Origin of the sequence: Massilia sp. ZL223 (assembly GCF_018119395.1) — a bacterium.
GTDB lineage: Bacteria > Pseudomonadota > Gammaproteobacteria > Burkholderiales > Burkholderiaceae_D > Telluria.
The window spans coordinates 1-22,212 of record NZ_JAGPWD010000021.1; the positions used below are offsets into that span (position 1 = coordinate 1).

The 22,212-nt window shown below is 68.6% G+C and carries 22 protein-coding genes and 1 tRNA gene; 12 read left to right on the forward strand and 11 right to left on the reverse strand.

Features of this window, described 5'->3' with window-relative positions:
* Positions 1-171: 171 nt before the first annotated feature.
* Positions 172-1,116 (reverse strand): protein kinase, encoded by a 945-nt coding sequence (locus KBW95_RS13960; protein WP_211528539.1) that lies wholly within the window; start codon positions 1,114-1,116, stop codon positions 172-174.
* A 146-nt stretch (positions 1,117-1,262) separates the two neighbouring features.
* Between KBW95_RS13960 and KBW95_RS13965 the strand changes: the two genes are divergently transcribed.
* Genes KBW95_RS13965 through KBW95_RS13975 form a run of 3 tightly spaced genes read left to right on the forward strand, consistent with a single transcriptional unit; the run spans position 1,263 to position 4,512 of the window.
* Positions 1,263-2,267: a glycosyltransferase gene (locus tag KBW95_RS13965; protein WP_211528540.1), complete on the forward strand. Its 1,005-nt coding sequence runs from the start codon at positions 1,263-1,265 to the stop codon at positions 2,265-2,267.
* Positions 2,260-2,655 (forward strand): GtrA family protein, encoded by a 396-nt coding sequence (locus tag KBW95_RS13970; protein ID WP_211525950.1) that lies wholly within the window; start codon positions 2,260-2,262, stop codon positions 2,653-2,655. Before KBW95_RS13965 ends, KBW95_RS13970 begins: the two co-directional genes overlap by 8 nt.
* Positions 2,656-2,664: 9 nt before the next feature.
* Positions 2,665-4,512, forward strand: coding sequence for a hypothetical protein (locus KBW95_RS13975; protein WP_211528541.1), 1,848 nt, complete (start codon positions 2,665-2,667; stop codon positions 4,510-4,512).
* 72 nt (positions 4,513-4,584) lie between these two features.
* Here KBW95_RS13975 and KBW95_RS13980 read toward each other — a convergent pair whose 3' ends face one another.
* Positions 4,585-5,082 carry a glycine zipper domain-containing protein gene (locus KBW95_RS13980; protein ID WP_211528542.1) on the reverse strand — a complete coding sequence of 166 codons (498 nt, stop codon included), beginning with the start codon at positions 5,080-5,082 and terminating at the stop codon, positions 4,585-4,587.
* Between the two features lie 237 nt (positions 5,083-5,319).
* On the opposite strand from KBW95_RS13980, the gene KBW95_RS13985 reads away from it, so the two are divergent.
* Together KBW95_RS13985 and KBW95_RS13990 are read left to right on the forward strand one after the other, a co-directional pair.
* The gene (locus KBW95_RS13985; protein ID WP_211528543.1) at positions 5,320-6,456 is read left to right on the forward strand and encodes a metallophosphoesterase; all 1,137 of its coding nucleotides are present in this window, start codon (positions 5,320-5,322) and stop codon (positions 6,454-6,456) included.
* Between the two features lie 94 nt (positions 6,457-6,550).
* The gene (locus KBW95_RS13990; RefSeq protein ID WP_211528544.1) at positions 6,551-7,996 is read left to right on the forward strand and encodes a M20/M25/M40 family metallo-hydrolase; all 1,446 of its coding nucleotides are present in this window, start codon (positions 6,551-6,553) and stop codon (positions 7,994-7,996) included.
* Positions 7,997-8,026: 30 nt separating this feature from the next.
* On the opposite strand, the gene KBW95_RS13995 is transcribed toward KBW95_RS13990, so the two are convergent.
* Positions 8,027-8,383: a DUF1566 domain-containing protein gene (locus tag KBW95_RS13995; protein ID WP_229429749.1), complete on the reverse strand. Its 357-nt coding sequence runs from the start codon at positions 8,381-8,383 to the stop codon at positions 8,027-8,029.
* Between the two features lie 225 nt (positions 8,384-8,608).
* On the opposite strand from KBW95_RS13995, the gene KBW95_RS14000 reads away from it, so the two are divergent.
* Positions 8,609-9,037: a hypothetical protein gene (locus tag KBW95_RS14000; protein WP_211525956.1), complete on the forward strand. Its 429-nt coding sequence runs from the start codon at positions 8,609-8,611 to the stop codon at positions 9,035-9,037.
* A gap of 115 nt (positions 9,038-9,152) precedes the next feature.
* Positions 9,153-9,644: a hypothetical protein gene (locus tag KBW95_RS14005; protein ID WP_211528545.1), complete on the forward strand. Its 492-nt coding sequence runs from the start codon at positions 9,153-9,155 to the stop codon at positions 9,642-9,644.
* 2 nt (positions 9,645-9,646) lie between these two features.
* Here KBW95_RS14005 and KBW95_RS14010 read toward each other — a convergent pair whose 3' ends face one another.
* Complete coding sequence (locus KBW95_RS14010; protein WP_211525958.1) at positions 9,647-10,312, reverse strand: SOS response-associated peptidase; 666 nt, start codon at positions 10,310-10,312, stop codon at positions 9,647-9,649.
* 141 nt (positions 10,313-10,453) lie between these two features.
* On the opposite strand from KBW95_RS14010, the gene KBW95_RS14015 reads away from it, so the two are divergent.
* Together KBW95_RS14015 and KBW95_RS14020 are read left to right on the forward strand one after the other, a co-directional pair.
* Positions 10,454-10,855: a hypothetical protein gene (locus tag KBW95_RS14015; RefSeq protein ID WP_229429750.1), complete on the forward strand. Its 402-nt coding sequence runs from the start codon at positions 10,454-10,456 to the stop codon at positions 10,853-10,855.
* A 13-nt stretch (positions 10,856-10,868) separates the two neighbouring features.
* The gene (locus KBW95_RS14020) at positions 10,869-11,078 is read left to right on the forward strand and encodes a hypothetical protein (RefSeq protein ID WP_211525959.1); all 210 of its coding nucleotides are present in this window, start codon (positions 10,869-10,871) and stop codon (positions 11,076-11,078) included.
* A 7-nt stretch (positions 11,079-11,085) separates the two neighbouring features.
* On the opposite strand, the gene KBW95_RS14025 is transcribed toward KBW95_RS14020, so the two are convergent.
* Complete coding sequence (locus KBW95_RS14025) at positions 11,086-11,622, reverse strand: hypothetical protein (RefSeq protein ID WP_211528546.1); 537 nt, start codon at positions 11,620-11,622, stop codon at positions 11,086-11,088.
* A 169-nt stretch (positions 11,623-11,791) separates the two neighbouring features.
* Between KBW95_RS14025 and KBW95_RS14030 the strand changes: the two genes are divergently transcribed.
* On the forward strand, positions 11,792-12,754 hold the full coding sequence (locus tag KBW95_RS14030; protein ID WP_373888801.1) for a diguanylate cyclase domain-containing protein: 963 nt from the start codon (positions 11,792-11,794) through the stop codon (positions 12,752-12,754).
* Between the two features lie 18 nt (positions 12,755-12,772).
* On the opposite strand, the gene paoC is transcribed toward KBW95_RS14030, so the two are convergent.
* From paoC to KBW95_RS14055, 5 genes are all read right to left on the reverse strand, one after another.
* Positions 12,773-14,974 (reverse strand): aldehyde oxidoreductase molybdenum-binding subunit PaoC, encoded by a 2,202-nt coding sequence (gene paoC, locus KBW95_RS14035; RefSeq protein WP_211528547.1) that lies wholly within the window; start codon positions 14,972-14,974, stop codon positions 12,773-12,775.
* A 3-nt stretch (positions 14,975-14,977) separates the two neighbouring features.
* Positions 14,978-15,931 (reverse strand): xanthine dehydrogenase family protein subunit M, encoded by a 954-nt coding sequence (locus KBW95_RS14040; RefSeq protein WP_211528548.1) that lies wholly within the window; start codon positions 15,929-15,931, stop codon positions 14,978-14,980.
* A complete protein-coding gene (paoA, locus tag KBW95_RS14045; protein WP_211528549.1) occupies positions 15,928-16,590 on the reverse strand; it encodes an aldehyde dehydrogenase iron-sulfur subunit PaoA in 663 nt (220 codons plus the stop codon). Before paoA ends, KBW95_RS14040 begins: the two co-directional genes overlap by 4 nt.
* A 383-nt stretch (positions 16,591-16,973) precedes the next feature.
* Positions 16,974-18,746, reverse strand: a complete 1,773-nt coding sequence (locus KBW95_RS14050; RefSeq protein WP_211528550.1) for an alpha/beta hydrolase — start codon at positions 18,744-18,746, stop codon at positions 16,974-16,976.
* Positions 18,747-18,748: 2 nt separating this feature from the next.
* Positions 18,749-19,597, reverse strand: coding sequence for a universal stress protein (locus KBW95_RS14055; protein WP_211528551.1), 849 nt, complete (start codon positions 19,595-19,597; stop codon positions 18,749-18,751).
* Between the two features lie 730 nt (positions 19,598-20,327).
* Between KBW95_RS14055 and KBW95_RS14060 the strand changes: the two genes are divergently transcribed.
* A tRNA-Leu gene (locus tag KBW95_RS14060) sits at positions 20,328-20,414 on the forward strand.
* Positions 20,415-20,527: 113 nt separating this feature from the next.
* Here the strand turns inward: KBW95_RS14060 and KBW95_RS14065 are convergent.
* On the reverse strand, positions 20,528-21,136 hold the full coding sequence (locus tag KBW95_RS14065; protein ID WP_211528552.1) for a PEP-CTERM sorting domain-containing protein: 609 nt from the start codon (positions 21,134-21,136) through the stop codon (positions 20,528-20,530).
* Between the two features lie 262 nt (positions 21,137-21,398).
* On the opposite strand from KBW95_RS14065, the gene KBW95_RS14070 reads away from it, so the two are divergent.
* On the forward strand, positions 21,399-22,190 hold the full coding sequence (locus tag KBW95_RS14070) for a hypothetical protein (RefSeq protein WP_211528553.1): 792 nt from the start codon (positions 21,399-21,401) through the stop codon (positions 22,188-22,190).
* The last annotated feature ends 22 nt before the right edge of the window (positions 22,191-22,212 follow it).

Below are 22,212 nucleotides of genomic sequence, written 5' to 3' on the forward strand. Positions count from 1 at the left end.
GCGGCGCCGCCAGCGCCTGGGCGCCCAGGACGAGGGTCTCGCCGGGCCGCAGCTGGACGCCGATCGCGGCAGGCATCCATGCGGCGGGCGCCCGCAGCAGGGCCAGCAGCTGCAAGGCGCACAGCGCGCCGGCCAGGGCGAGCGGCAGGGCAAGCCGGCGCAGCAGGCCCTTCATGCCGCGCTCCGCAAGGCGGGCTGGCGCAGGGCCGCCGCCGCATCGGCCAGCATCCGGCTGATTTCCAGCGCGTGCCGGGGACGGTCCCCGGGCCGCTCGGCCAGCAGTTTGCGCAGCAGGGGCAGGGCCGGGGCGGCGCGGCCGGCGAACAGGGCGGCCTCGTCGGCCTGCAGGGCGGCCGGCCGGCCCTGGGCCGCCAGCACGGCCGCCGCCTCTCGTCCATGGGCCTGCCAGGCCTGGCCGCAGGCGGCGCTGTAGCGCAGCAGGCGTCCGCACACCAGGTAGTAGAGCAGGGCGCCGAGGGCGAAAATGTCGCAGGCCGCGCCGGTCAGGTAGCCGTCCGCTCCGGGGAAGAACTGCTCGGGAGCCTGCCAGTTGGCGGTGCCGCCGTAGGAGTGGGCGCGCAGGTCGTCGAGGCGCCGGTTGGTGCCGAAATCGGCCAGCTTGAGGGTGTTCGTGCCGCGCTCGAGCAGCAGGTTGCCGGGCTTGAGGTCGAGGTGGCGCCAGCCATAGGCGTGCACCTTGGCCAGCGCCTGGTTGACCTGCGCGGCCCAGTCGAGGGCCTGCAGTACCGGCACCGGGCGGCCGGCGGCCTGCTCTGCGGCCAGGTGGGCGGCCAGGTCGCCGTCCAGCAGTTCGAGCGCCAGCGCCGGCATGCCCTGGTGTTCGCCGGCGTCGACCAGGCGCACGATGTGGCGGCCGTCCCAGGGCGCCAGGCCGCGCAGGAAGGCGAGCTCGGTGCGGGCGCAGGCGATCCAGCGGGCGCGAAGCGGCGCCGGCGCGCGTTCCATCTGCTCGGTGTTGACCAGCTTGAGCGCCACGCCCGGTCCGGCGCCCGGGGCGTCGGCGCGCCATACCACGCCGTAGGCGGAGCCGGCCAGCGCTTCGCGCAGCCGGTAGTGTCCACCCGCCAGTTCCACGATGCTGCCTGCTTCGACCATGTTCTCTCCTCATCCGCCAATGCCCTGGACAAGCGGGGGGCGGATGAAAGCGGGGCGCGCGTCCTGTTGACGCGCGCGCAGGCCACGATTTGTATCGGAAAGCTATAATTTGCGAATTTGCAATTGATGAGAGTTCGACGAGCCTCATGAGCGCCCAGCACGACCTGCTTCACCCAGCCGCAAGCGGAACTGTCGACGCACAGGCAGCGCCCAGCGCGCTGCGCATCGCCGTCGTCATCCCCTGCTATAACGAGGCGCTGACGATCGGGCAGCTGGTGCGCGACTTCCACGTCCACCTGCCGCAGGCCCAGGTCTACGTCTTCGACAACAATTCCAGCGACAACACGGGCCAGCTTGCGCGCGAGGCCGGCGCCATCGTCCGCAACGTGGCGATGCAGGGCAAGGGCAGCGTGGTGCGGCGCATGTTCGCCGACGTCGAGGCCGACGCCTACATCATGATCGACGGCGACGGCACCTATGACGTGAGCGCGGCGCCGAGGCTGGTCGACAGGCTGCTGCACGACGGCCTGGACATGGTCGTGGGCAGCCGCGTCAGCGCCGGGCAGGGCGCCTACCGTTTCGGCCACCGGACGGGCAACAGCATGCTGACCGGCTTCCTCTCGACGATCTTCGGCCGCACCTTCACCGACATCCTGTCCGGCTACCGGGTGTTCTCGCGGCGCTACGTGAAGTCGTTCGCGGCGCATTCCTCGGGTTTCGAGATCGAGACCGAGCTGACGGTGCACGCACTCGAGCTCCGCATGCCAGTGGCGGAAGTCGAGACCGTGTACGGCGCACGCCCGGCAGGCTCGGTCAGCAAGCTCAGTACCTGCCGCGACGGCGTGCGCATCTTCCTGACCATCCTGCGGCTGTTCAAGTCCGAAAAGCCGCTGGGTTTCTATTCGATCGCCTTTGCCCTGTGCGCCCTGGCCTCGATCGACCTGGCGATTCCGATCTTCGTCACCTACCTGGAAACCGGCCTGGTGCCGCGCCTGCCCACCGCCGTGCTGTGCGCGGCATTGATGCTGCTCGGGGTGATCCTGCTCGCTTGCGGCATCATCCTCGACGCCGTCACCAAGGGACGCATCGAGCAGAAGCGTTTTTCCTATCTCGCCGTGCCCGCCTTCGATCCGTCCGGCGAAAATGCGTAGGGACGCACGCCCGGCGGGGCAGTTCGGCCGCTTCGCCGTGGCCGGCGCCTTCGGCATGGTGGTCGACATGGCCGTCCTCTACGCCGCGCTGGCCTTGGGGGCCGGCTGGATTGGGGGGCGCCTGCTGTCATTCCTGGCGGCGGCGAGCTTCACCTGGGCCGCCAACCGGCGCTACACCTTCACGGCGACCGCGTCGCCCTGGCGCGAGTGGGTGCGCTACCTCGCGAGCATGGCGGGCGGAATGGCGGTCAATTTGCTGGTGTACGGGCTGGTGCTCTCGCTGCTGCCGGAAGCGTGGTGGGCGCCGGGCGCCGCCGTGGCCTGCGGTTCCGCCGCCGGGCTGGCCGTCAATTTCGTCAGCGCGAAATTCCTGGTATTCAGAGCATGAGGGATGTCGATGGGTTCTCCTAAGCGGCTGTTCGCCGCACTCGAAGCATGGTTCGTGCGCCGCACCGCGGCGCTGGCGCACCCGCGGGCGCCGCGCCGCGCCATGTGGCTCGTGCCGGTGCTGTTCGGCCTGCTGTCGGTCGGCCTCGGCCAGGACCAGAACTGGGACCTGAGGAACTATCACTGGTACAACGCCTACGCCTTGCTGAACGGGCGGCTGGACATCGACATGGCCCCGGGCCAGTGGCAGAGCTATTTCAATCCGCTGATCGACCTTCCTTATTACCTGCTGAGTACGACACTGCCCGGCCCCGTGGTCGGTTTCCTGATGGGCTATGTGCATGGGCTGAACTTCGTGCTGCTGCTGGCCATAGGCCGCCGCCTGCTCGGCGAGCGCGCCGGCGGCGCGCGCCTGGCGCTGCTGCTGGCCCTGTCAGGGACCTGCGGCGCCGCCTTCCTGTCGGAGCTGGGCAATACGATGGGGGACAACCTGACCGCGCTGCTGGTCCTGTCCTCGCTGCTGCTGGTGCTGCGGCGCTGGGAGGCGCTGCAGGCCTGGTCCGCCGCCGCGGCCAGCCTCATGCTGCTGTCCGGCCTGCTCATGGGACTCGGCACGGGCCTGAAACTGACCAATGCCACCTATGCCGCCGCGCTCTGCATCGCGCTGCTGCTGGGCCTGGCCGCCCCCTTGCGCGCGCGGTTTGCCCTGGCCTTCACGCAAGGCTGCGGGGTCCTGGCGGGGATGCTGGTCACGGGGGGCTACTGGTGGCTGGAGATGTGGGAGCGCTTCGGCAATCCGCTCTTCCCTCAGTTCAACAACATCTTCCGCAGCCCGCTGGCGCAGCAATTGGGCGTGATCGACGATTTCCACCTGCCGCGCCATGCGCTGGAAGCCTTGTTCTGGCCCTTCGTCTTCGCCATCGATGTCGGCCGCGTATCGGAAATCCCGCTCAAGATCGCGGCCGTGCCTGTCCTCTATGCGCTGGCGCTGCTGTTCCTGGTGGTGCTGGCGGTGGACGGTGTCCGCGGCCGGAAGGCGCACGCCCGGCTTTCGCCACGTGCGCGTTTCATCCTGATCTTCGCCCTGGTCGCCTACCTGGCCTGGATGAAGCTGTTCGGCATCTACCGCTATCTGGTGCCGCTCGAACTGCTGGCGCCACTGCTGATCTGGATCCTCATTGAGCGCCTGGCGGCGCCCGGCAGGGCGGTGCGGATCGGCGGCTGGCTGCTGGCCGCCACCACCATCGTGGTGTTCCCCTTCGACACCTGGGGACACGGCGGCTGGGCCTCGCCGAACTTCAGCGCGCAAGTGCCGCCGCTTGCGCGGCCGGCTGCCACCATCGTGTTTACGGCCCATGGGGATCCGCCGATGGGCTGGCTGGCGACCTTCTTCCCGCGGGACGTGAAGCTCATTGCGCTGGCCGGCGGCTTCCCGGAATCGCCCCCCTATCTGGAGCGCATCCAGGCTGCCGTCGGGTCCCGCCCGGGGCCGCATTACGTGATGCTGGCGGCAGCCAGGAGCGACAAGGAGAACAGTCTGCAACGCAAGCGCGCGCTGGCGGACTTCTTCGGCTTCACCGCGAGTACGCAAGGCTGCGCCCGGCTGGAGAAACTGGCGCGCCGCCTCCACGCCGACGTCAAAGCGGCCGCCGAGCCCGGACGCGCCTGCACGCTGGAGTTGCCGCAGCGCTACCTCGCAGGACTGCCGGAACAAGACCGCGCCCTCATGCAGGCTGCCCGGCAGGGAATGCGCCGTTATGGCCTGAGGATCGACGAGGCCGCTTGCAAGACTTATCCCGCCGCCCTGGGTGCGACGCCATTCCCGTTCCGCTTCTGCCCGGTGACGGCCGAGCGCTGAACGAACGAAGGGCCGGATCCTGCGGAACAGGTCCGGCCCCGCTTGCTGCCGTCCAGAGGACGGAAGGGGTGATCAGCGGCCGTAGTAGCCGCGGTCGCCGCGATCCCAGCGGTCGCCGCGGTCCCAGCGGTCATCGCGGTCCCAGTGGCGGCGGCCATGGCCATGGCCGCGTCCCGGATGGACGTAGACCGGGCGCGACTCGATGTACACGGGGCGCGGCTGGACATAGACCGGACGCGGTTCCACATACACCGGGCGCGGCTGCACGTAGACCGGCGCCGGGCGGTAGTTGCTGGTGGCGTAGCCGCGGTTGTCGTAATAACCACGGTTGTCGTAATAGCCACGATTATCGTAGTAGCGGCGGTCGTCGCGGGTCGAGATCGAGCTGCCCACCGCCGCGCCCAGCACGCCGCCGACGATGGCGCCCTCGGTGCCGCCGGCACTATGGCCGATGGCGGCGCCGAGCACCGCGCCAACGGCTGTGTTCGTACCGCGGTCGCCAGCCATGGCCGCTGGCGAAGCAGCGGCAGCCGCCAGCAGGACCGCACCAAAGGTTTGCGAATTCAACATGGCTTTTTCCTCTCGCCCCAGCGGAGATCGGATGATCGCTGCAACGCCGGGCATGGAATCACTATAGCCTCGTGTTCCAAGCATTCCACGCGTTAATACAGATTCTTACAACTCCGGCGCGGCTGTAACATTGGCCGCCGCCGCCGCCGCCGCCGCCGCCGCCGCTGCCGCGGCCGGCCCTTGCAGTGGCGCGCCGCCGCCCCATCTACCCAGCATCTTCTTTCCGCGTCCACTTCCATGCGACCCAGCCGTAGCTTCGTGATCCTGCTTTCCCTCCTCGTCCTGCTCCAGGTGTACATCGGCATGCGGCTGCTGCCCGACCTGGCGCTGGGGATGGCCGGCAACATCGCCGCCGTGCTCGCCCTGGTGCTGCTGACCGTGCTGGTTCCGGTCGGTCTGATGTCGGCTTCGCTGCGCCGCCGGCGCTGGTCGGGGATGGTGGCCTGGGCCGGGCTGCTGTCGATGGGCTTTTTTTCTTCGCTGCTGGTGGCGACCCTGCTGCGCGACCTGGTGCTGCTGGGCCTGATGGCGGCCGGCCTCCTGAGCCCGGCGATCGGCCGGGGCAGTGCGCTCGCGGTGCCGCTGGTGGCCGCCGGCGTGACCCTGGTCGGCTTCGTGAACGCGCGCCGGGTCGCGCGCGTGGTCAGGGTCGACGTGCCGATCGCCCGGCTGCCGCCCGAGCTGCATGGCTATTCCATCGCCCAGATCTCCGACATCCATGTGGGGCCGACCATCAAGCGCGCCTTCCTGAACGCCATCGTCAACAAGGTCAACGCGCTCGGCGCCGACGCCATCGCGATCACGGGCGACCTGGTCGACGGCAGCGTGCAGCGCCTCAGCCTGCACACCCAGCCGCTGGCGCGCCTGGCCGCGCCCGACGGCGTGTACTTTGTCACCGGCAACCACGAATACTATTCGGGCGCCGAAGAATGGATCGCCGAGGTGCGCCGCCTGGGCGTGACCGTGCTGCTCAACCAGCACGTGGTGCGCCGGCGCGGCTCGGCGGCCCTCATGATTGCCGGGGTGGCCGACTACACGGCGCATTTCTTCAATCCCGCCCACCGCAGCGACCCGCGCGCCGCCGCGGCTGGGGCGCCGCAGGACGTCGACGTGCGCGTGCTGCTGGCCCACCAGCCGCGCAGCGCGCCGGAAGCGGCGGCCGCCGGCTTCCACCTGCAGCTGTCCGGCCATACGCACGGCGGCCAGTTCTTCCCCTGGAACCTGTTCGTGCCCCTGCAGCAGCCCTTCGTGGCCGGCCTGAAGCGGGTGCGCGAGATGTGGGTGTACACCAGCCGCGGCACCGGCTACTGGGGCCCGCCCAAGCGCTTCGGCGCGCCGTCCGAGATCACCCTGGTGCGCCTGGTCCCTCAGTAAAATACATGTCAATACGGAAATAAAAGCTCGGCAAAAACGCACCGGATGCGCTATTGTTGGCGTCTTCGTCGACCCGACCATAGGATACCCACGCATGAACCGCCGTAGCCTCCGTCTCCCCGTCCTGACCGTCCTTGCGGCCAGCCTTGCCAGCCTGGCCAGCCTGTCCGCCTACGCCGCCAGTCCCGGCAACGATCCGGCCGCGCTGGCGAAGATCCGCGACGCCGCGATGCAGAGCGACTACGCCTGGGAGCGCACGGCGGACATGACCGACCTGATCGGCCCGCGCCTGTCCGGCTCGCCGGGCGCGGCGGCGGCGGTGGCCCAGGTGGCCGAGGCCATGCGCAAGCTGGGCGCCAAGGTGACCCTGCAGCCGGTCAAGGTGCCGCACTGGGTGCGCGGCGTCGAGACCGGCGAGCTGGTCGCGTACAAGGGCCGTCCCGAGGGGATCACCCAGCGCGTGGTGCTCACCGCCCTGGGCGGCTCGGGCGCGACCCCGGCCGAGGGATTGACGGCGCCGGTGCTGGTCGTCAGGAGTTTCGACGAGCTGAAGGCGCGCGCCGGCGAGGTGAAGGGCAAGATCGTCCTGTTCGACGTGGCCTTCGACCAGCACATGGCGGACCGCGGCCTGGCCGGACCGGCGTACGGCCAGGGCTCCGCCTACCGCCGCGACGGCCCGCGCCTGGCCGCCGAGCTGGGCGCGGCGGCGGCCCTGGTGCGCTCGGTGGGCGGCGCCAGCTACCGCCTGCCGCACACGGGCGGCACCGGCCTGCAGGACAACGCGCGCATCCCGGCGGCGGCCGTGACGGCGGAGGACGCCATGCTGATGGCGCGCCTGGCCAAGCGTGGCCCGCTGAGCATGCGCATGGTGCTGACCCCGCAGATCCTGCCGGACGCCGACAGCTACAACGTGATCGCCGACCTGCCGGGCACCGACAAGGCCGACGAGATCGTGATCGTGTCCGGCCACCTGGATTCCTGGGACCTGTCCACCGGCGCGCACGACGACGCGGCCGGCGTGGCCAGCGCAATGGCCGTGCTCGATACCTTGAAGAAGCTCGATTACCGTCCGCGCCGCACGATCCGCATGATCGCCTGGATGAACGAAGAGAACGGCACGCGCGGCGCGCGCGGCTACCTGGCGGCCGAGGAGGGCAACGCCGGCAAGCACTTCGGCGCGATCGAAAGCGACAACGGCGCCGGCCGTCCGTTCGGCATGCGCACCAGCGTGCCCCCGCAGGCGATGAAGCTGTTCACTCCGCTGCAGGCCACCCTGCAGCCGCTGGGCGCGGGCGTTTTCCAGCGCCAGGACGCCTTGCAGACCGGCGACCTGTCGGGCCTGGAGCGCGCGGGCGTGCCCAGCTTCGCTCCGCTGATCGACACCTCCAGCTATTTCGATTACCACCACACGCCGGCCGACACGCTGGACAAGGTGGACCCGGACCACCTGCGCCGCCACGTGGCGGTGATGACGGCCACCGCCTGGTTCCTGGCCAACATGGACCAGCCGATCGGCCGCGCCAGCGTGCCGGAACGCTGATCCCGGGCGCGGCGTATCCCGGACCGGGGATCAAGCGCTCGGGATGCGCCTGACCGCGCGCGCATGGCCGCGGTAGGGCCGCCCGTAGATGGTCTGGATGCCGCTCGCAAAGTTCTGGCCCCAGACCAGCTGGACCCGGGTTTCGTGCGGCTCGCTGGACCAGTACCACTCGCGTTCGAAGGCTTCGCGCAGGTTGGCGAACAGGAGCGCCAGTTCGCGCCGGGACGGCAGCACGCCGCCGTTCTGCATGGCCCAGTCGCAGGCCGCCGGCCAGCTCACGTCCGCCACGTCGCCGGGCAGCAGGATCAGGTGGTAGTCGGGTTCTTCCTTCCCCAGGATCAGGCCTGCGTATTGCTCGTCTTCGCGCAGCATCCCCCGGATTTGCATGTATTCGCCCATGGTGTTCCTTCGCAAGTGATGGCAGTCCGGTTCGACCGTCCGCCCCGCACCTTAGTTGCGTGGATCTTGCGATTTGGATCATGCAAATAGCTGATTTCTATCAAGAAACCATATGGTGTGTGCTACCCGAGGAAACAGCGAAAAAAAAAGTTGAACTTAGGAAGTTTCCTCCACTCAAAGAAGCATCCGTTTCTTTGGCTCAGGGAGTTTCGCATGCACAAATTCGTTCAAGTTTCGTCGATTGCCCTCGGACGCGGCCTGCTGTGCGGCTGCGCCGCGATCCTGTTGAGCGCGTGCGGCGGCAATGGCGGCGACGCCGCAGCCGCCGGTCCGGTGACCCAGACCGCAGCCGAGGTGCTCGACAGCAAGACTTCTGCGGCCGTCCGCTTCGACCCAAGGAATCCGGCGGTGGCGGAAGCGGCAACGGCCGCCGCGATCGCCGGCACCAGCGCCGATGAGACCGCGGGACCGTCCGCGGAGAGCGCCACGCCTGAACCGGCGCCGGCCGCTCCGGCGCCTCAGCCTGCCGAGACGGCCGCCATGCCCGTGGCCCCCACTGCACCGGCCCCGGGCGCCGCTCCAGCCGCTGCCGGCACGGCCCGCATTTACGTCGCAGGCGCCGGGCAGGCGGCCGTGCTGTAGGAGCTCGGACCTCGGGCAGCAGCGGGGGCGCGATGGCCCGTGTCCGACGGATGAACTTTTCTGGCGGCCGGGAGCATAATGGAGTCCTTCCCACCCGACGCGGAAGGACAATCCCATGAAAACGCTCGTCCCGATTGCCGCCGCCGCGCTGCTGGCCGGCAGCGCCCCTGCGCTTGGCGCATCCTCCTCGCTCACCCCGGCGGACGAAGCGGCCGCCTTCAAGGCCGCCGGCTTTACGCTGAAGGGCAAGCAGTGGCGCAAGTGCGAAGATCCGTCGCCGGCGTATTCGCCAGGCGAACTCAGCGAGGTGCGTGACCTGAACGGCGATGGCTTGCCCGAAGCGCTGATCACCGAAAGCAGCAGCTTTTGTTTCGGGCATAGCGGCGCCGCCTACACGCTGGTGTCGAAACAGGCCACCGGCAGCTGGAAAAAAATCACGGGCGGGACGGGCATGGTGGCTGTCTTGCCTGCGAAGGGCAAGGACGGCTGGCCGGACCTCGAGGTCGGCGGCCCCGGCTTCTGTTTTCCGGTAGAGCGCTGGAATGGCAAGGCCTACGTGCTGAACCGGCACCAGTACGAGGGGAGGGCCTGCCGGCCGGGCCGGTGAGGCTAGTCGATCGGCAGCGCGATCTGCGGCCCTTGCTTGCCCTTGTTCACATCGGTGCTGACCTTGTGCCACTCGAAGGCTTCCGGCGGCAGCGCCGCGCGGCGCGCCAGCTCGGCGGCTTCATCGGGCGTCAGGGCAGGGTCGAGCCAGAGCGCCGCATCTTCCGCATCGAGTACCACCGGGCGCCGGTCGTGGATGTCCAGCATTCCGCCCGACGCGTCGTCGGTGATCAGGACGAAGCCGGCCTCGGCCCGGTTCTCGGTGAAGGCGCCGAAATTCGCCAGCGCCAGCATATAGAGGGGTGCACGGTCCTTGCGGTGGATGTGCCAGGGCTGCTTGTGGCCTTTTTCGCCGGTCCATTCGTACCAGCCGTCGGCCGCGACCACGCCGCGCCCTGATTTCATCAGCGCGCGCCAGTAGCGGTTGGTGAGCTTTTCCATGCGGGCGTTGATGCAGACCGGGACCTTGTCCTTGGCCCAGCGCGCCTGGTAGCTCCAGTACACGTCGTCCACGCGCCGCTCGCCATCCTGGATGTGCATCACCGGCCGGTAAGTGCCGGGCGCGACGTTATAGGCCGGATCGGATTCGCTGTCGAATACGGCGTCCGTCCAGCCGAAGGCGCTGGCGTAGTTGCGCGCCGTCTGGCTCTGGTCAAATCGTCCACACATGGCTGCATCCTACCGCAAGCGCCGAAGAAGGCACGCACGCGTTCCGCCCGGCGCGCGCCTGCCGTGCGCCGTTTGGCCGTCCTCACCGGCGATGGTATGCTCAGGGGTAAATAGACAAATCGACATCGACAAGGAGCAGGTATGGCAGCAAGCTGGTGGAAGGTATTGAAGACCGTGCCGTGGAGCGAGGTGATCCACGCCGCGCCCCAGGTGGCAACGGGTGCGCGCCGCCTGTGGGACACCGTGGCGCGCCGCTCCGGCACCATGCCGCCGCCGGGTCCCATCATCGACGAGATCGAACCGCAGGAAGACGTGTTCGGCATCGTCATGGCGCGCCTGGACAAGAACGAGACCACGGTGGGCGAGCTGCGCGGCCAGATGCTGTCGGCCTCGGAGATCATCGCCAACCTGGCCGACCAGAACGCCCAGCTGATCGCCAAGATGGATGTCATCCGCACCCGCATGCTCTGGCTGAGCGTCGCCACCGGCGTCTCTTCGCTGCTGGCGCTGATCGCGCTGGCCCTGGTCGCCGCACGCACCTGAGGACCTGCCCGGCATGAAAGCGGTACTGATCCTGGCGACCTCGTTCGTCTTCATTTCGATGCTGATGAACGCGGCGCGCCGGCGCGGCAAGCTCGACGAGCGTGCGAACCGCGCCGTCGGCGGGCTGGCGAACTCGATGCGCTGGTTCGTCTGGGGCTTGCTGTTCTTCGTCGGCGTGGTGTGCGTCGCGATGGCCTGGCAGACCTTGCAGGCTCCTCGCTGATCCCGGCTCAGCCCGGCGCCGGCGCGGTGCCGAACAGCACCGCCAATTCCTCGATCGCGCGCAGCACGTGCCGCTTCAGGTAGAGCCGGTAGCGCCCGTAATAGATCGCCACATCGTCGTGGTAGTCGCAGCCCAGGACCTTGTCGTCCAGCTGGGTCGCGCGCGGGCAATAGCCGGCCACGCGGTAGAAACGGTACCCGGCCGACTGCCCGGGCGACTGTCCCGCGGCCGGCTTGGTCCACACGTGGCAGGCCGCGTTGCGGCACTTCGCCACCAGCTCCGTGATGTTGGACGCATCTTCCTTCGGATCGATGTAATCGCCAAACACCAGCGGGCGGCCGCTCGCCCTGGCGGTCTGCAGCAGGTCGTGCAGATTCACCAGGAGCATGAGGACGCAGGCTTCGTAGACGGTCTCGGACAGGTCGTACTGTCCCAGGCTCTGCATCAGCGAGCGGCAGGTGCGGATGGCCTGGCCGGCGTCGAAATCGGCGGGCGGCGAGGGCGGTGCGCGGCGTTCAAAAGGGAAGACGTTGTCGGTGTTCATGGTATGCAAGGCGTCTTGTGCTTGTGCTAACCATAGCACAGCGGCGGCGAGCGGCGGTTCAAGCGTGCGCATGGGCGTGCGATTCGCCAGGACAGCCCGCCAAAAGCTTCGCGCAAACTGTTGAAATTCCGGTATCATTCGCCGGTTTATTTCTTTTTTTCAACAAATCGTGCTCATCTCCAAGCCAGAAGCAGGCGCCGGGCTGGCGGCGCGCATCATGAACCTGGTCGACTGCGGCATCGTCGTCGTCGACAGCCAGCAAGAAATCGCCTTGTGGAACAGCTGGATGGTGCCCCGTTCCGGACGGTCCGCCTCCCGAGTCCAGGGACAGCCCTTGTTCGACGTGTTCCCGGCCCTGCGCGGCTCGCGGGTCGAAGCGGCGGTGCTGGCGGCGCTGACCGATGGGCAGGCGGTCACTATCCCGCAGTCGCAGGACCGCACGCCTTTCCCGCTGCGCGAGGCCGGCAGCTTCGACGGCGCCCTGATCGAGCAGGCGGTGTCGGTGACGCCCTTCAGCGAGGACGGCGAACGCTGCTGCATGATCGAGATCCGCGACGTCAGCGGCTCCGCCGTGCGCGAACGCAAGCTGCTCGACCACGCCGAGTCGCTGCGCGCCCGCTCTTATGTGGACGGCCTGACCGGCATCGCCAACCGCCGCCACTTCGACGTGGCGCTGGAGCGCGAACTGCGCCGCGCCCAGCGCGCGGGCGGCGCGCTGTCGCTGCTGCTGGTCGACATCGATTCCTTCAAGGCCTACAACGACCACTTCGGCCACCAGCAGGGCGACAGCTGCCTGACCACGGTGGCGCAGGCGCTTGCCGCCATGCTCAAGCGCCCGGCCGATGTCGCGGCGCGCTATGGCGGCGAAGAGTTCGCCGCCATCCTGCCGGATACCTCGCTGGAACAGGCGCGCGCGCACGCCAACGCGATCCGTGAGCACGTGGCCGCGCTGAACCTGGTTCATGCGCCCGCGGCCGTGCATCCGATGGTCACTCTCAGCATAGGCGTGGCGAGCTTCGACAAGGACCGCCTGAACGAACCGGCGGCCCTGATCGAAGCGGCCGACAAGGCGCTCTACGCCGCCAAGCGCGGCGGCCGCAACCGGGTGGTGGCGGACGGCGACGCGGCCTGAGGGCCGGCCGCCGATCTTCTAGCTTGATAGCGGCATCTTCGCGATCAGCTTGTCGAGCGTGATCGGATAGTCGCGCACGCGCACGCCGGTGGCGTTGTAGATCGCATTCGCCACCGCGGCGGCCACCCCGCAGATCCCCAGCTCGCCCACGCCCTTGGCCTTCATCGGCGAGGAGACCGGATCGGCCTCCTCGAGGAAGATCACGTCCTGGTGCGGGATGTCGGCGTGCACCGGCACCTCGTAGCTGGCCAGGTCGTGGTTGACGAAGAAGCCGTGGCGCTGGTCCACCACCAGTTCCTCCATCAGGGCCGCGCCCACGCCCATGGTCATGGCGCCGATCACCTGGCTGCGCGCCGACTTCGGGTTGAGGATGCGCCCGGCCGAGCAGACCGCCAGCATGCGCCGCACGCGGGTCTCGCCGGTGTAGGCATCGACCGCTACTTCGACGAAGTGGCCGCCGAAGGTCGATTGCTGGAATTTCTTGTCCAGGTCGCCGTACTCCATGATGTCCTCGCCGACCAGTTCCGCGCCTGCCGCCACCTGGGCCAGCGGCACCGTGCGTCCGCCTGCGCGCACCGCGCCGTCGGCGAACACGGCCTCGCTTTCCGCCACGCCCAGGCGCTGCGCGACCGCTTCGCGCAGCTTGACGCAGGCCGCGTAGACGCCGGCGGTGGAACTGTTGCCGCCCCACTGGCCGCCCGAGCCGGCGGAGATGGGGAAGTCCGAGTCGCCCAGGCGCACCTCGACGCGCTCGAGCGGGACGCCCAGCATCTCGGCCGCCGTCTGGGCGATGATGGTGTAGCTGCCGGTGCCGATGTCGGTCATGTCGGTCTCGACGATGACCTTGCCCGCGCGGTCCAGGCGCACGCGCGCCGCCGACTTCATCACCAGGTTGTTGCGGAAGGCGGCCGCCACGCCCAGGCCGACCAGCCAGCGGCCGTCGCGCACCTGGCCGGGACGCGGATTGCGCTTCTTCCAGCCGAAGGTGTCGGCGCCGAGGCGCAGGCATTCGGCGAAGCGGCGTTCCGAGAACGGACGGACCGGCTTTTCCGGATCGACCTTGGTGTCGTTGAGGATGCGGAAGGCGATCGGGTCCATCCCCAGCTTCTCGGCCATCTCGTCGATGGCGATTTCGAGCGCCATCATGCCCGGCGCCTCGCCGGGCGCGCGCATGGCGTTCGCCTCGGGCAGGTCGAGGGTGGCCAGGCGCAAGGCCGTCATGCGGTGCGCGCCGGCGTAGAGCAGGCGGGTTTGCTGGACCGCGGTCTCCGGCTGGCCATCGGGCAGGTCGCCGGACCAGCTTTCGTGGGCGATGGCGCTGATCTTGCCGTCGCGCGCAGCGCCGATGCGGATGCGCTGGATGGTCGCCGGGCGGTGGGTGGTGTTGTTCATCATGATGGCGCGCTGCAGGGCCACCTTGACCGGCCGCCTGGCGGCGCGCGCGCCGAGCGCCGCGCACAAGGCCTCGGCGCGCAGGAACAGCTTGCCGCCGAAGCCGCCGCCGATGAAGGGCGAGACCAGGCGCACATTGGCCGGCGGCAGGCCGAGGGTGCGGGCCAGGTCCTTGCGGCCCCAGTCGACCATCTGGTTCGAGGTGTAGACCGTCAGCTTGCCGCCTTCCCATAGGGCGAGCGTGGCGTGCGGTTCCATCATGGCGTGCGACTGGTCGGGCGTGGTGTAGGTGGCGTCCAGGCGCACCGCTGCTTCCTCGAAGGCGCGTGCGAAGTCGCCGACCCTGGTATCGGGCTTTTCCTCCTTCTTGGGCACGCCCGCCGTCGGCTTGGCCGCGGCCAGGTCGTAGCGTCCGGGCTTCTTTTCGTAGCGCACCCGCACCAGGCCGGCAGCGGCGCGCGCCTGCTCGAAGGTCTCGGCGACGACGACGGCGACGGCCTGGTGATAGTGCTCGATGTTCGGACCGCCCAGCAGGTGGGCGGTGTTGAATTTGCCCTTGCCCAGCTTGCCGGCGTTGGCGGCCGTGACCACGGCGAGTACGCCCGGAGCGCGCTTCGCGGCGGCGGTGTCGACGGAGACGATGCGGCCCTTGGCGACGGCGGCGCCGACGATGTAGCCGTGCGCCGCGTTCGGGGCGATGTCGTGGCGTTCGTAGGCGTAGGGCGCGGTCCCGGTGCACTTGAGCGGGCCGTCGATACGGTCCGTCGGACGGCCGACGATCTTGAGCTGGTCGATCGGGTTCCGGGTGGCTGGCGTGGTGAATTTCATGGCTCAGGCTTTCTTGAGGTCGTGCAGGACGCCGGCCAGGGTGCGCTGCACCAGCGGCAGCTTGAAGGCGTTGTGCTCGGTGGTCTTGCTGCCGGCCAGCAGCAGCTCGGTCACGGCGGCCGCCCCGGACTGCAGGCGCGCTTCGGCCGCCTCGACGCGCCAGGGCTTGTGCGCCACGCCGCCCAGGGCGACGCGGCCGCTGCCGTCCGGCTGGACGATGGCGGCCACCGACACCAGTGCAAACGCATAGGACGAGCGGTCGCGCACCTTGCGGTAGACCTGGACGCCCCCGGCCGGCTTGGGCAACTTGACCGCGGTGATCAGTTCTCCCGGTTCGAGCACGTGCTCGATGTGCGGCGTGTTGCCGGGCAGGCGGTGAAAGTCGGCGATCGGGATGACGCGCGTCTTGCCGTCCGCGCGCACGGTCTCGACCTCGGCGTCCAGCACGCGCATGGCCACCGCCATGTCGCTCGGATGGGTGGCGATGCAGGCTTCGCTGGCGCCGACGATGGCGTGGTGGCGGCTGAATCCCTGCAGGGCGCCGCAGCCGCTGCCCGGGTTGCGCTTGTTGCAGGGCATGTTGGTGTCGTAGAAGTAGTAGCAGCGGGTACGCTGCAGCAGGTTGCCGGCCGTGGTGGCCTTGTTGCGCAGCTGGCCGGAGGCGCCGGAGACCAGGGCCCGCGTCAGGACGCCGTAGTCGCGGCGCACGCGGGCGTCGGCCGCGAGGTCGGTATTGCGCACCAGGGCGCCGACCCGCAGGCCGCCATCCGGCGTGGCTTCGATCTTGTCGAAGCCCAGGCCGTTGACGTCGATCAGGTGGGCGGGCGTTTCGATCTCGAGCTTCATCAGGTCGAGCAGGTTGGTGCCGCCCGCGATGAAGCGGGCGCCCGGCGTCCGGGCGGCGGCGGCGGCCGCTTCGCCGGCGCTGGCGGCGCGCTGGTAGGTGAAGGCCTTCATGCGCGTTCTCCCGCGATTCCCGCGATGCCCGCAACTTCGCCGATCGCATCCAGGATGTTCGAGTAAGCGCCGCAGCGGCAGATATTGCCGCTCATGCGCTCGCGGATCTCTTCGAGGGACAGCAGGGGGCGCGCGCCGATGTCGGCGCTGGCGTGGCTGGGCACGCCCTGGCGGATCTCGTCGAGCACGGCGACGGCCGAGCAGATCTGGCCCGGGGTACAGTAGCCGCACTGGTAGCCGTCGTGCTTGACGAAGGCCGCCTGCAGCGGATGCATGCGGTCCTTGCTGCCCAGGCCCTCGATGGTGGTGACCTCGGCGCCCTCGTGCATCACGGCCAGGCTCAGGCAGGAATTGATGCGGCGTCCGTCCACGATGACCGTGCAGGCGCCGCACTGGCCCTGGTCGCAGCCTTTCTTGGTGCCGGTCAGGCGCAGGTGTTCGCGCAGGGCGTCGAGCAGGGTGGTGCGGGTGTCCAGCTGTAGGGTGACGGCTTTGCCGTTCACCTTCATGCTGACCCCGGCGGTGCTTGGCGGGCGCTCCTGGACAGCCGCGGCGTTCGCCTGGGCCGCGCCGGCCGGCATGGCGGCGCTCGACATGGAAGCGGCGCCGGCAAGCAGGAGATTGCGGCGGCTGATCTTGACGTAGCTGAAATCGTGCATGCTCCCGTTCCTTTGCAGATACCTCGGGCTTCCGGAGACCGACCCGGTGCGCCGGAAGGGCGAGGCATGAACCTTGATTGAACTTTGCCGGGTACCGCTATCGAGGCATCGGAGCGGCTGGCACCGTCCGGCCTCGATTGGACGGCGGCCATCGGCTTGCGGGGTGGCTCGGGTTTCGCCTCGACGATGGGCCCTCGCCGCTGCCGCCGTGATCCCGCCTCGCAGCCCCGGCAGCCTGTTGGAATGTAGCGGTAACAGCGCCGAATGATTCTAAGTCAGCGGACTTCAAGGCGCGCGTACGGTAGGGCACGGCAATTTTTCTCTATCAAAAGCAACAGCTCACCATGCGCGGGCCGGCGCCAGAGAGCCCGGCCATGGAGTCCTTAGCGCTGCAGCACATAGGCGCCTGGGGCCGGCGGCCGGTCGGGCAAGGCCGGAGGCGGCGCCACGCGCGGTCCGGCCCGCCGCGCCAGCCAGGCTTCCCAGGCGGGCCACCAGCTGCCTTCGACCTGCTCGGTCCGTGCCTGCCAGGTGTCCGGGTCGATGTAGGGATCGGCGTGGGCGTGCACGCCGATCTGGTAGCTCCGCCCGGCGCTGCCGGGCGGCGCCACCACGCCCGCGTTATGGCCTCCCGAGGTCAGCAGGAAGGTCACCTCGGTATCGCTCAGCGGGATGATCTTGTAGACGGAGCGCCAGGGCGCCACGTGGTCGGTCAGGGTGCCGATGGCAAAGATCGGCGCCGTGATGTCCGTCAGGGCCACAGGCCGCCCGCCGACGAGGTAGCGCGAGCTGGCCAGGCTGTTCCTGAGGAAGAGCCGGTGCAGGTAATCCGCGTGCATGCGGTAGGGCATGCGGGTGGCGTCCGCATTCCAGGACATCAGGTCGGTCTCGCGGTCCGGGATGTCGAGCAGGTAATGGCGCAGCCGCCGCGACCAGATCAGGTCGTTCGACCGCAGCAGCTGGAAGGCGCCGGCCATCTGGCGCGTGTCGAGGTAGCCTTGCTGCCACATGGTCGCTTCCAGGAAGCTGACCTGGCTGTCGTCGATGAACAGGGACAGTTCGCCGGGCTCGGTGAAGTCCACCTGGGCCGCGAGCAGGGACATGCTGGCCAGCCGGCGGTCGTGGTCGCGCGCCATGGTGGCCGCCGCGATGGCCAGCAGGGTGCCGCCCAGGCAGTAGCCGGCGGCATTGATGTGCGGTGCGCCGGTCTGCTCAGTGATGGTGTCGATGGCCGCCATCACGCCCAGGCGGCGGTAGTCGTCCATCGACAGCTCGCGGTCTTCCGCCTGCGGATTCTTCCACGACACCATGTAGACCATGTGTCCGCGCTCGACGAGGTAGCGCACCAGCGAATTGTGCGGCGACAGGTCGAGAATGTAGTACTTCATGATCCAGGCCGGCACGATCAGCAGCGGCACCTCGTACACGTCCGGGGTGGCCGGATCGTAGCGCAGCAGCTCGATCAGCTCGTTCTGCATGACGACCCGTCCCGGCGTGACCGCCACCTCGCGGCCCGGGCGGAAGCTGGGCGGGCGCGCCTGGCCGGTCAGCGCCTCGCGTGCATCGCGCGCCGCGCGCATCGCGCCATTCAGCAGGTTCAGGCCGCCGCTCTCCAGGGTGGCGCGCTGGACGACCGGATTGGTGGCGACAAAGTTGGAGGGCGCCACGCAGTCGAGCATCTGGCGTGCGACGAAGGTCACCACGTCCGAATGGTGGGGCGAGACGCCGCGCACGCCCGCAGTCGCGCGGTGCCACCATTGCTGAGTGAGCAGGAAGGCCTGGCTGATCTGGTGCCAGGGCCAGGCCTGCCAGTCCGGGTCGGCGAAGCGCTTGTCCTGCTCCAGGGGCCGCACCGGATCGGCGCCGCCGGTGCTCGCATAGGTCAGCCAGCGCTGGGTGCTGGTGGCGGCCTGGGTGAACAGCTCGTGCTGCTTGTCGGGCGACAGCATCAGGTGGCAGGCCCAGTCGAACCAGGCGACGCCAAGGGCGCCGGGCGACAGGTGACCGGTCATGCGGCCGAGCCAGGCGGACAGCACGAGGTCGGCCACGGCGTGGCCGACGGTGGCTTCCGGATAGCGCGGCTTGACGCCTTGCCAGGAGCTGGCTTCCAGGCGCCGTGTGCTGTCGGCGGCTTCGGGGCGGGTATCGGGTGGCATCGTCAGTGTGCGATCAGGAGTGGGCTTGTGCTGCGCGCCAGCAGGGCGCGCGTGACGCCGCCGAGCACGAATTCGCGGTAGCGGCTGTGGCCGAAGGCGCCGGTGACCAGCAGGCTGGCGCCGGCGCGGCGCGCCACCGCCATCAGGGCTTCGCCGGCGCTGTCGCGTGTGTGCTCCAGCACCACCTCGACCCTGGCGCCGTGGCGGGCCAGGTGCAGGGCCATGTCGGCCCCCGGTTCCTCGCCATGCAGGTCGCCCATGGTGTCGGGATTGACGAGGGTGAGCTTGACCGACTCGGCCTGCCGCAGCAGCGGCATGGCGGCGGCGATGGCGCGGATGGCCTGCACGCTGCCGTCCCAGCCGACCACGGCGTGGCCGTTCAGCGGCAGGTCGGGCCAGCCGGCCGGCACCACCAGCACGGGCCGGGCGCCGTGCAGGGCGACGTACTCGGGCAAGCCGCGCACCTGGGTCGCCAGCCCGGGAATGGGCGGAGCCTCGGCTTCGCGGCTGACCACGACCAGGTCGGCATAGCGCGACTCGAGCAGCAGCGCGTAGCGGGCGTCGTCCTCGATCATGCGGCTTTCGAAGGATGCGACGCCCAGGCGCTGGATGGCGGTTTCGAATTGCCGCAGGCGCAGCTGGACCGCCTCGCGCACGCCGTTGAAATCGGACTCCGGCATCATCGGCGCGCCCATGGAGCCGGTCAGCAGGGCGTAGTCGAGCCAGGAAATCCCGGTCGCGGCGCTGCCCACGAGATGGGCCTCCTGTCCATTGGCGAGCCGGGCGGCGGCGCGCAGGCGGGTCTCCTGCTCCGGGCTGCCGTCGACATGCACCACGATGGTCTTGTACATGCTCGTTCCTTTCAAACGGGTTGGCGGACCCGTGCGGCCTGCTTTCCATACGACCGGCGAGCCGGGTCAGCAAGGGAATCTGGCCGGGCGACCGATGCTTGATTGGATCACCCTGTTGCCAATGTATTCCTTTGCCTGATCTGTGTCAGTAATGCGATTGAAATGGATCAAAGAACTTGTAAAAAAGCGTGGCCGAGTTCGCTTGGCAGGGCGCTGAAGATGTATTTCCCGCGTGGTGTGCGACTAGGCTTACGCAAGGACGCGGCCTGGATTACCGAAAAACGGGCTTGTACGGAGGATTTGTATCCCAATCTCTGGTTGCGTACCGGCGCGAGTGGTCGGTTCTCTTTGTGTCTCCATCTCAGCATGGCTGAGGATTCGGCCGCTGCCGGCAGTACGGGCAGCGGCTCTTTTTTTTCGTCCCAGTGGTCTATGCCAGTCAGAGGAAGCGCTTTCCCCCAGTCGCACGCCGCGGCGGGCTGCAGCCGGGCGAATCGGGCCTCCCACCGCGATCCGCCTGGATGCTTGGACACCGTAGCAATGGCATGTAAGTTATTCCGACAGGAACGATGGCCCCGGAGTGGCTGAGCTGTTTCGTCAATCGCGGGTCTAGGCCACTGAACGCGGCCGGGGGCGAACAGGCAGCAGCAGCGGGCGGCTCTCTTGCCGCATGGGCAAAATTGCCAGGATGATCCTGGCAGGGCATGCATGTGCTAGAATGCCGCGCGCTGCCCGGATGGTGAAACTGGTAGACACTGGGGACTTAAAATCCCCCGCCAGGAATGGCGTGCCGGTTCGATTCCGGCTCCGGGCACCACGAATTTCCTCTTCTGTTCACAGCGAACTGCCGCCCTTCACGGCCGCGTTCGCGGGACCTTGCCTGCGGGCGCGCCGCGCGACCGGTGCGGATCGCGCCAGGCATCCAGCGAGTCAGTCTCCGCGCTTCGCATGCACGGGGCGATGTTTTCCGCCGCGCCGGATTCCAGCCGTCGCCAACAATCCAAGCCCAAGCAGCGCCAGGGAGGCCGGTTCCGGTACCTGCCGGATGTGGCCGGTCGCCCCGGTGCGGGGAATCTCCGTGGTCCAGCCGGACCCCGCCTGGGGCATGCCCTGGTCGCTGTTCGCGTCCTGCACGGTGAAGACGATGCTGTTCGACTCCAACCTGATAGGGTGCTCGCTGTTGTTCGCGTAGATATAGCCGCTCAGGTAGCCGCCCCGATGGAAGCTCAGTTCCATGCCGAGGTCGCCCAAGCCGTGCGCGAAGCCCTCGGTTCTCGGGAAATAGGTCATCGGCGTGTACACGCCGGGAAAGGCGTAGTGCATGGACAGCAGGCCGGAACCCGGACGAGGCATGGGCGGCTGCTCGGGGACGAGGTGAAAGCTGAATGCGCCGCTCCTGACCGTGTCATGGTCGAACTCCAGCCGGAGCGTGATCCCATACGGCGTCTCGTGCTTGAGGGCGCGCCATTCATACAGGACGCCGGCTTGGGCGAGGACGGGAGATAGCAGCAGGGCCGCGACCAGGACGGAAATCTTCATTGAATCCTCCATGGGGAAATGATTTCGACCACGCAATATTCGGGCTAGAAACCCATGTCCTTGATCTGAGGAAGGTTTACCGCCGGTTCCTTCGCGCGGCGCGACTGTTTGTAAAAAATCCGACGCCCAGGACGGGCGAAGCAGCAATGCACATACCGAGTAGCCGGCCTCGACATTGGAAGGGTGGCAAGGATGGTGTAGCATGCACGGCGGCGCCGGACGGCGCCACGCTGACGCCTGAAGCATGCATGAGGACTACCATTTGAACATCACGATCAACGACGAGCTCCGATCCTTCGTCGACCCCCTGACGCCCATCGAATACGCCGCCCTCGAGCGCAGCCTGCTCGCGGAAGGCTGCCGCGACGCGCTGGTGCTGTGGGGCGACGTGCTGATCGACGGCCACAACCGCTACGAGATCTGCCGCAAGCACGGCATCGACTTCCGCACCGTCCAGAACGACAAGTTCACGTCCCTGGAAGACGTGATGCTCTGGATGATCGACAACCACCTGGCGCGCCGCAGCGTATCCGACTTCCAGCGCGGCGTGCTCGCCCTGCGCAAGAAGGAAATCCATGCCGCCCGCGTGCTGGAAAAACCCGAAGCCGACGAGGGCGACAAGAACGACCCCGGCGCCGATACAACTCCGCCCTGGAACACGCGCGAGGACATCGCGCGCGCAGCCCGCGTGTCGAGCAACACCATCAGCCAGATCGAGCGCATCCAGAAGGCCGCCACGCCCCAGCTGCGCGAGGCCGTGCGCCAGGGGACGATTTCGATCAATGCCGCCGCCAACGTGGCCCAGCTGCCGGAAGCGGTGCAGATCGCCGCGGTCGCAGGCGGCCGCAAGGAGCTGCAGCAGGCTGCGCGCCAGGTGCGCGAGCAGAAGGCCGCCAGCCGTCCGCGCAAGGAAACGCCCGAAGGCGAGCCGGTCGACGAGAAGGCCGCCCTGCGCGCCGAGGTAGCCGCGCTGAAAGACCGCGTCGCCACCTTGATGACCGAGAACGAAGTACTGAAGCAACGCCTGGCCGCAGCGGGCGCCCAGGACGCATAACACCATCCTCCAGGAGACCTTC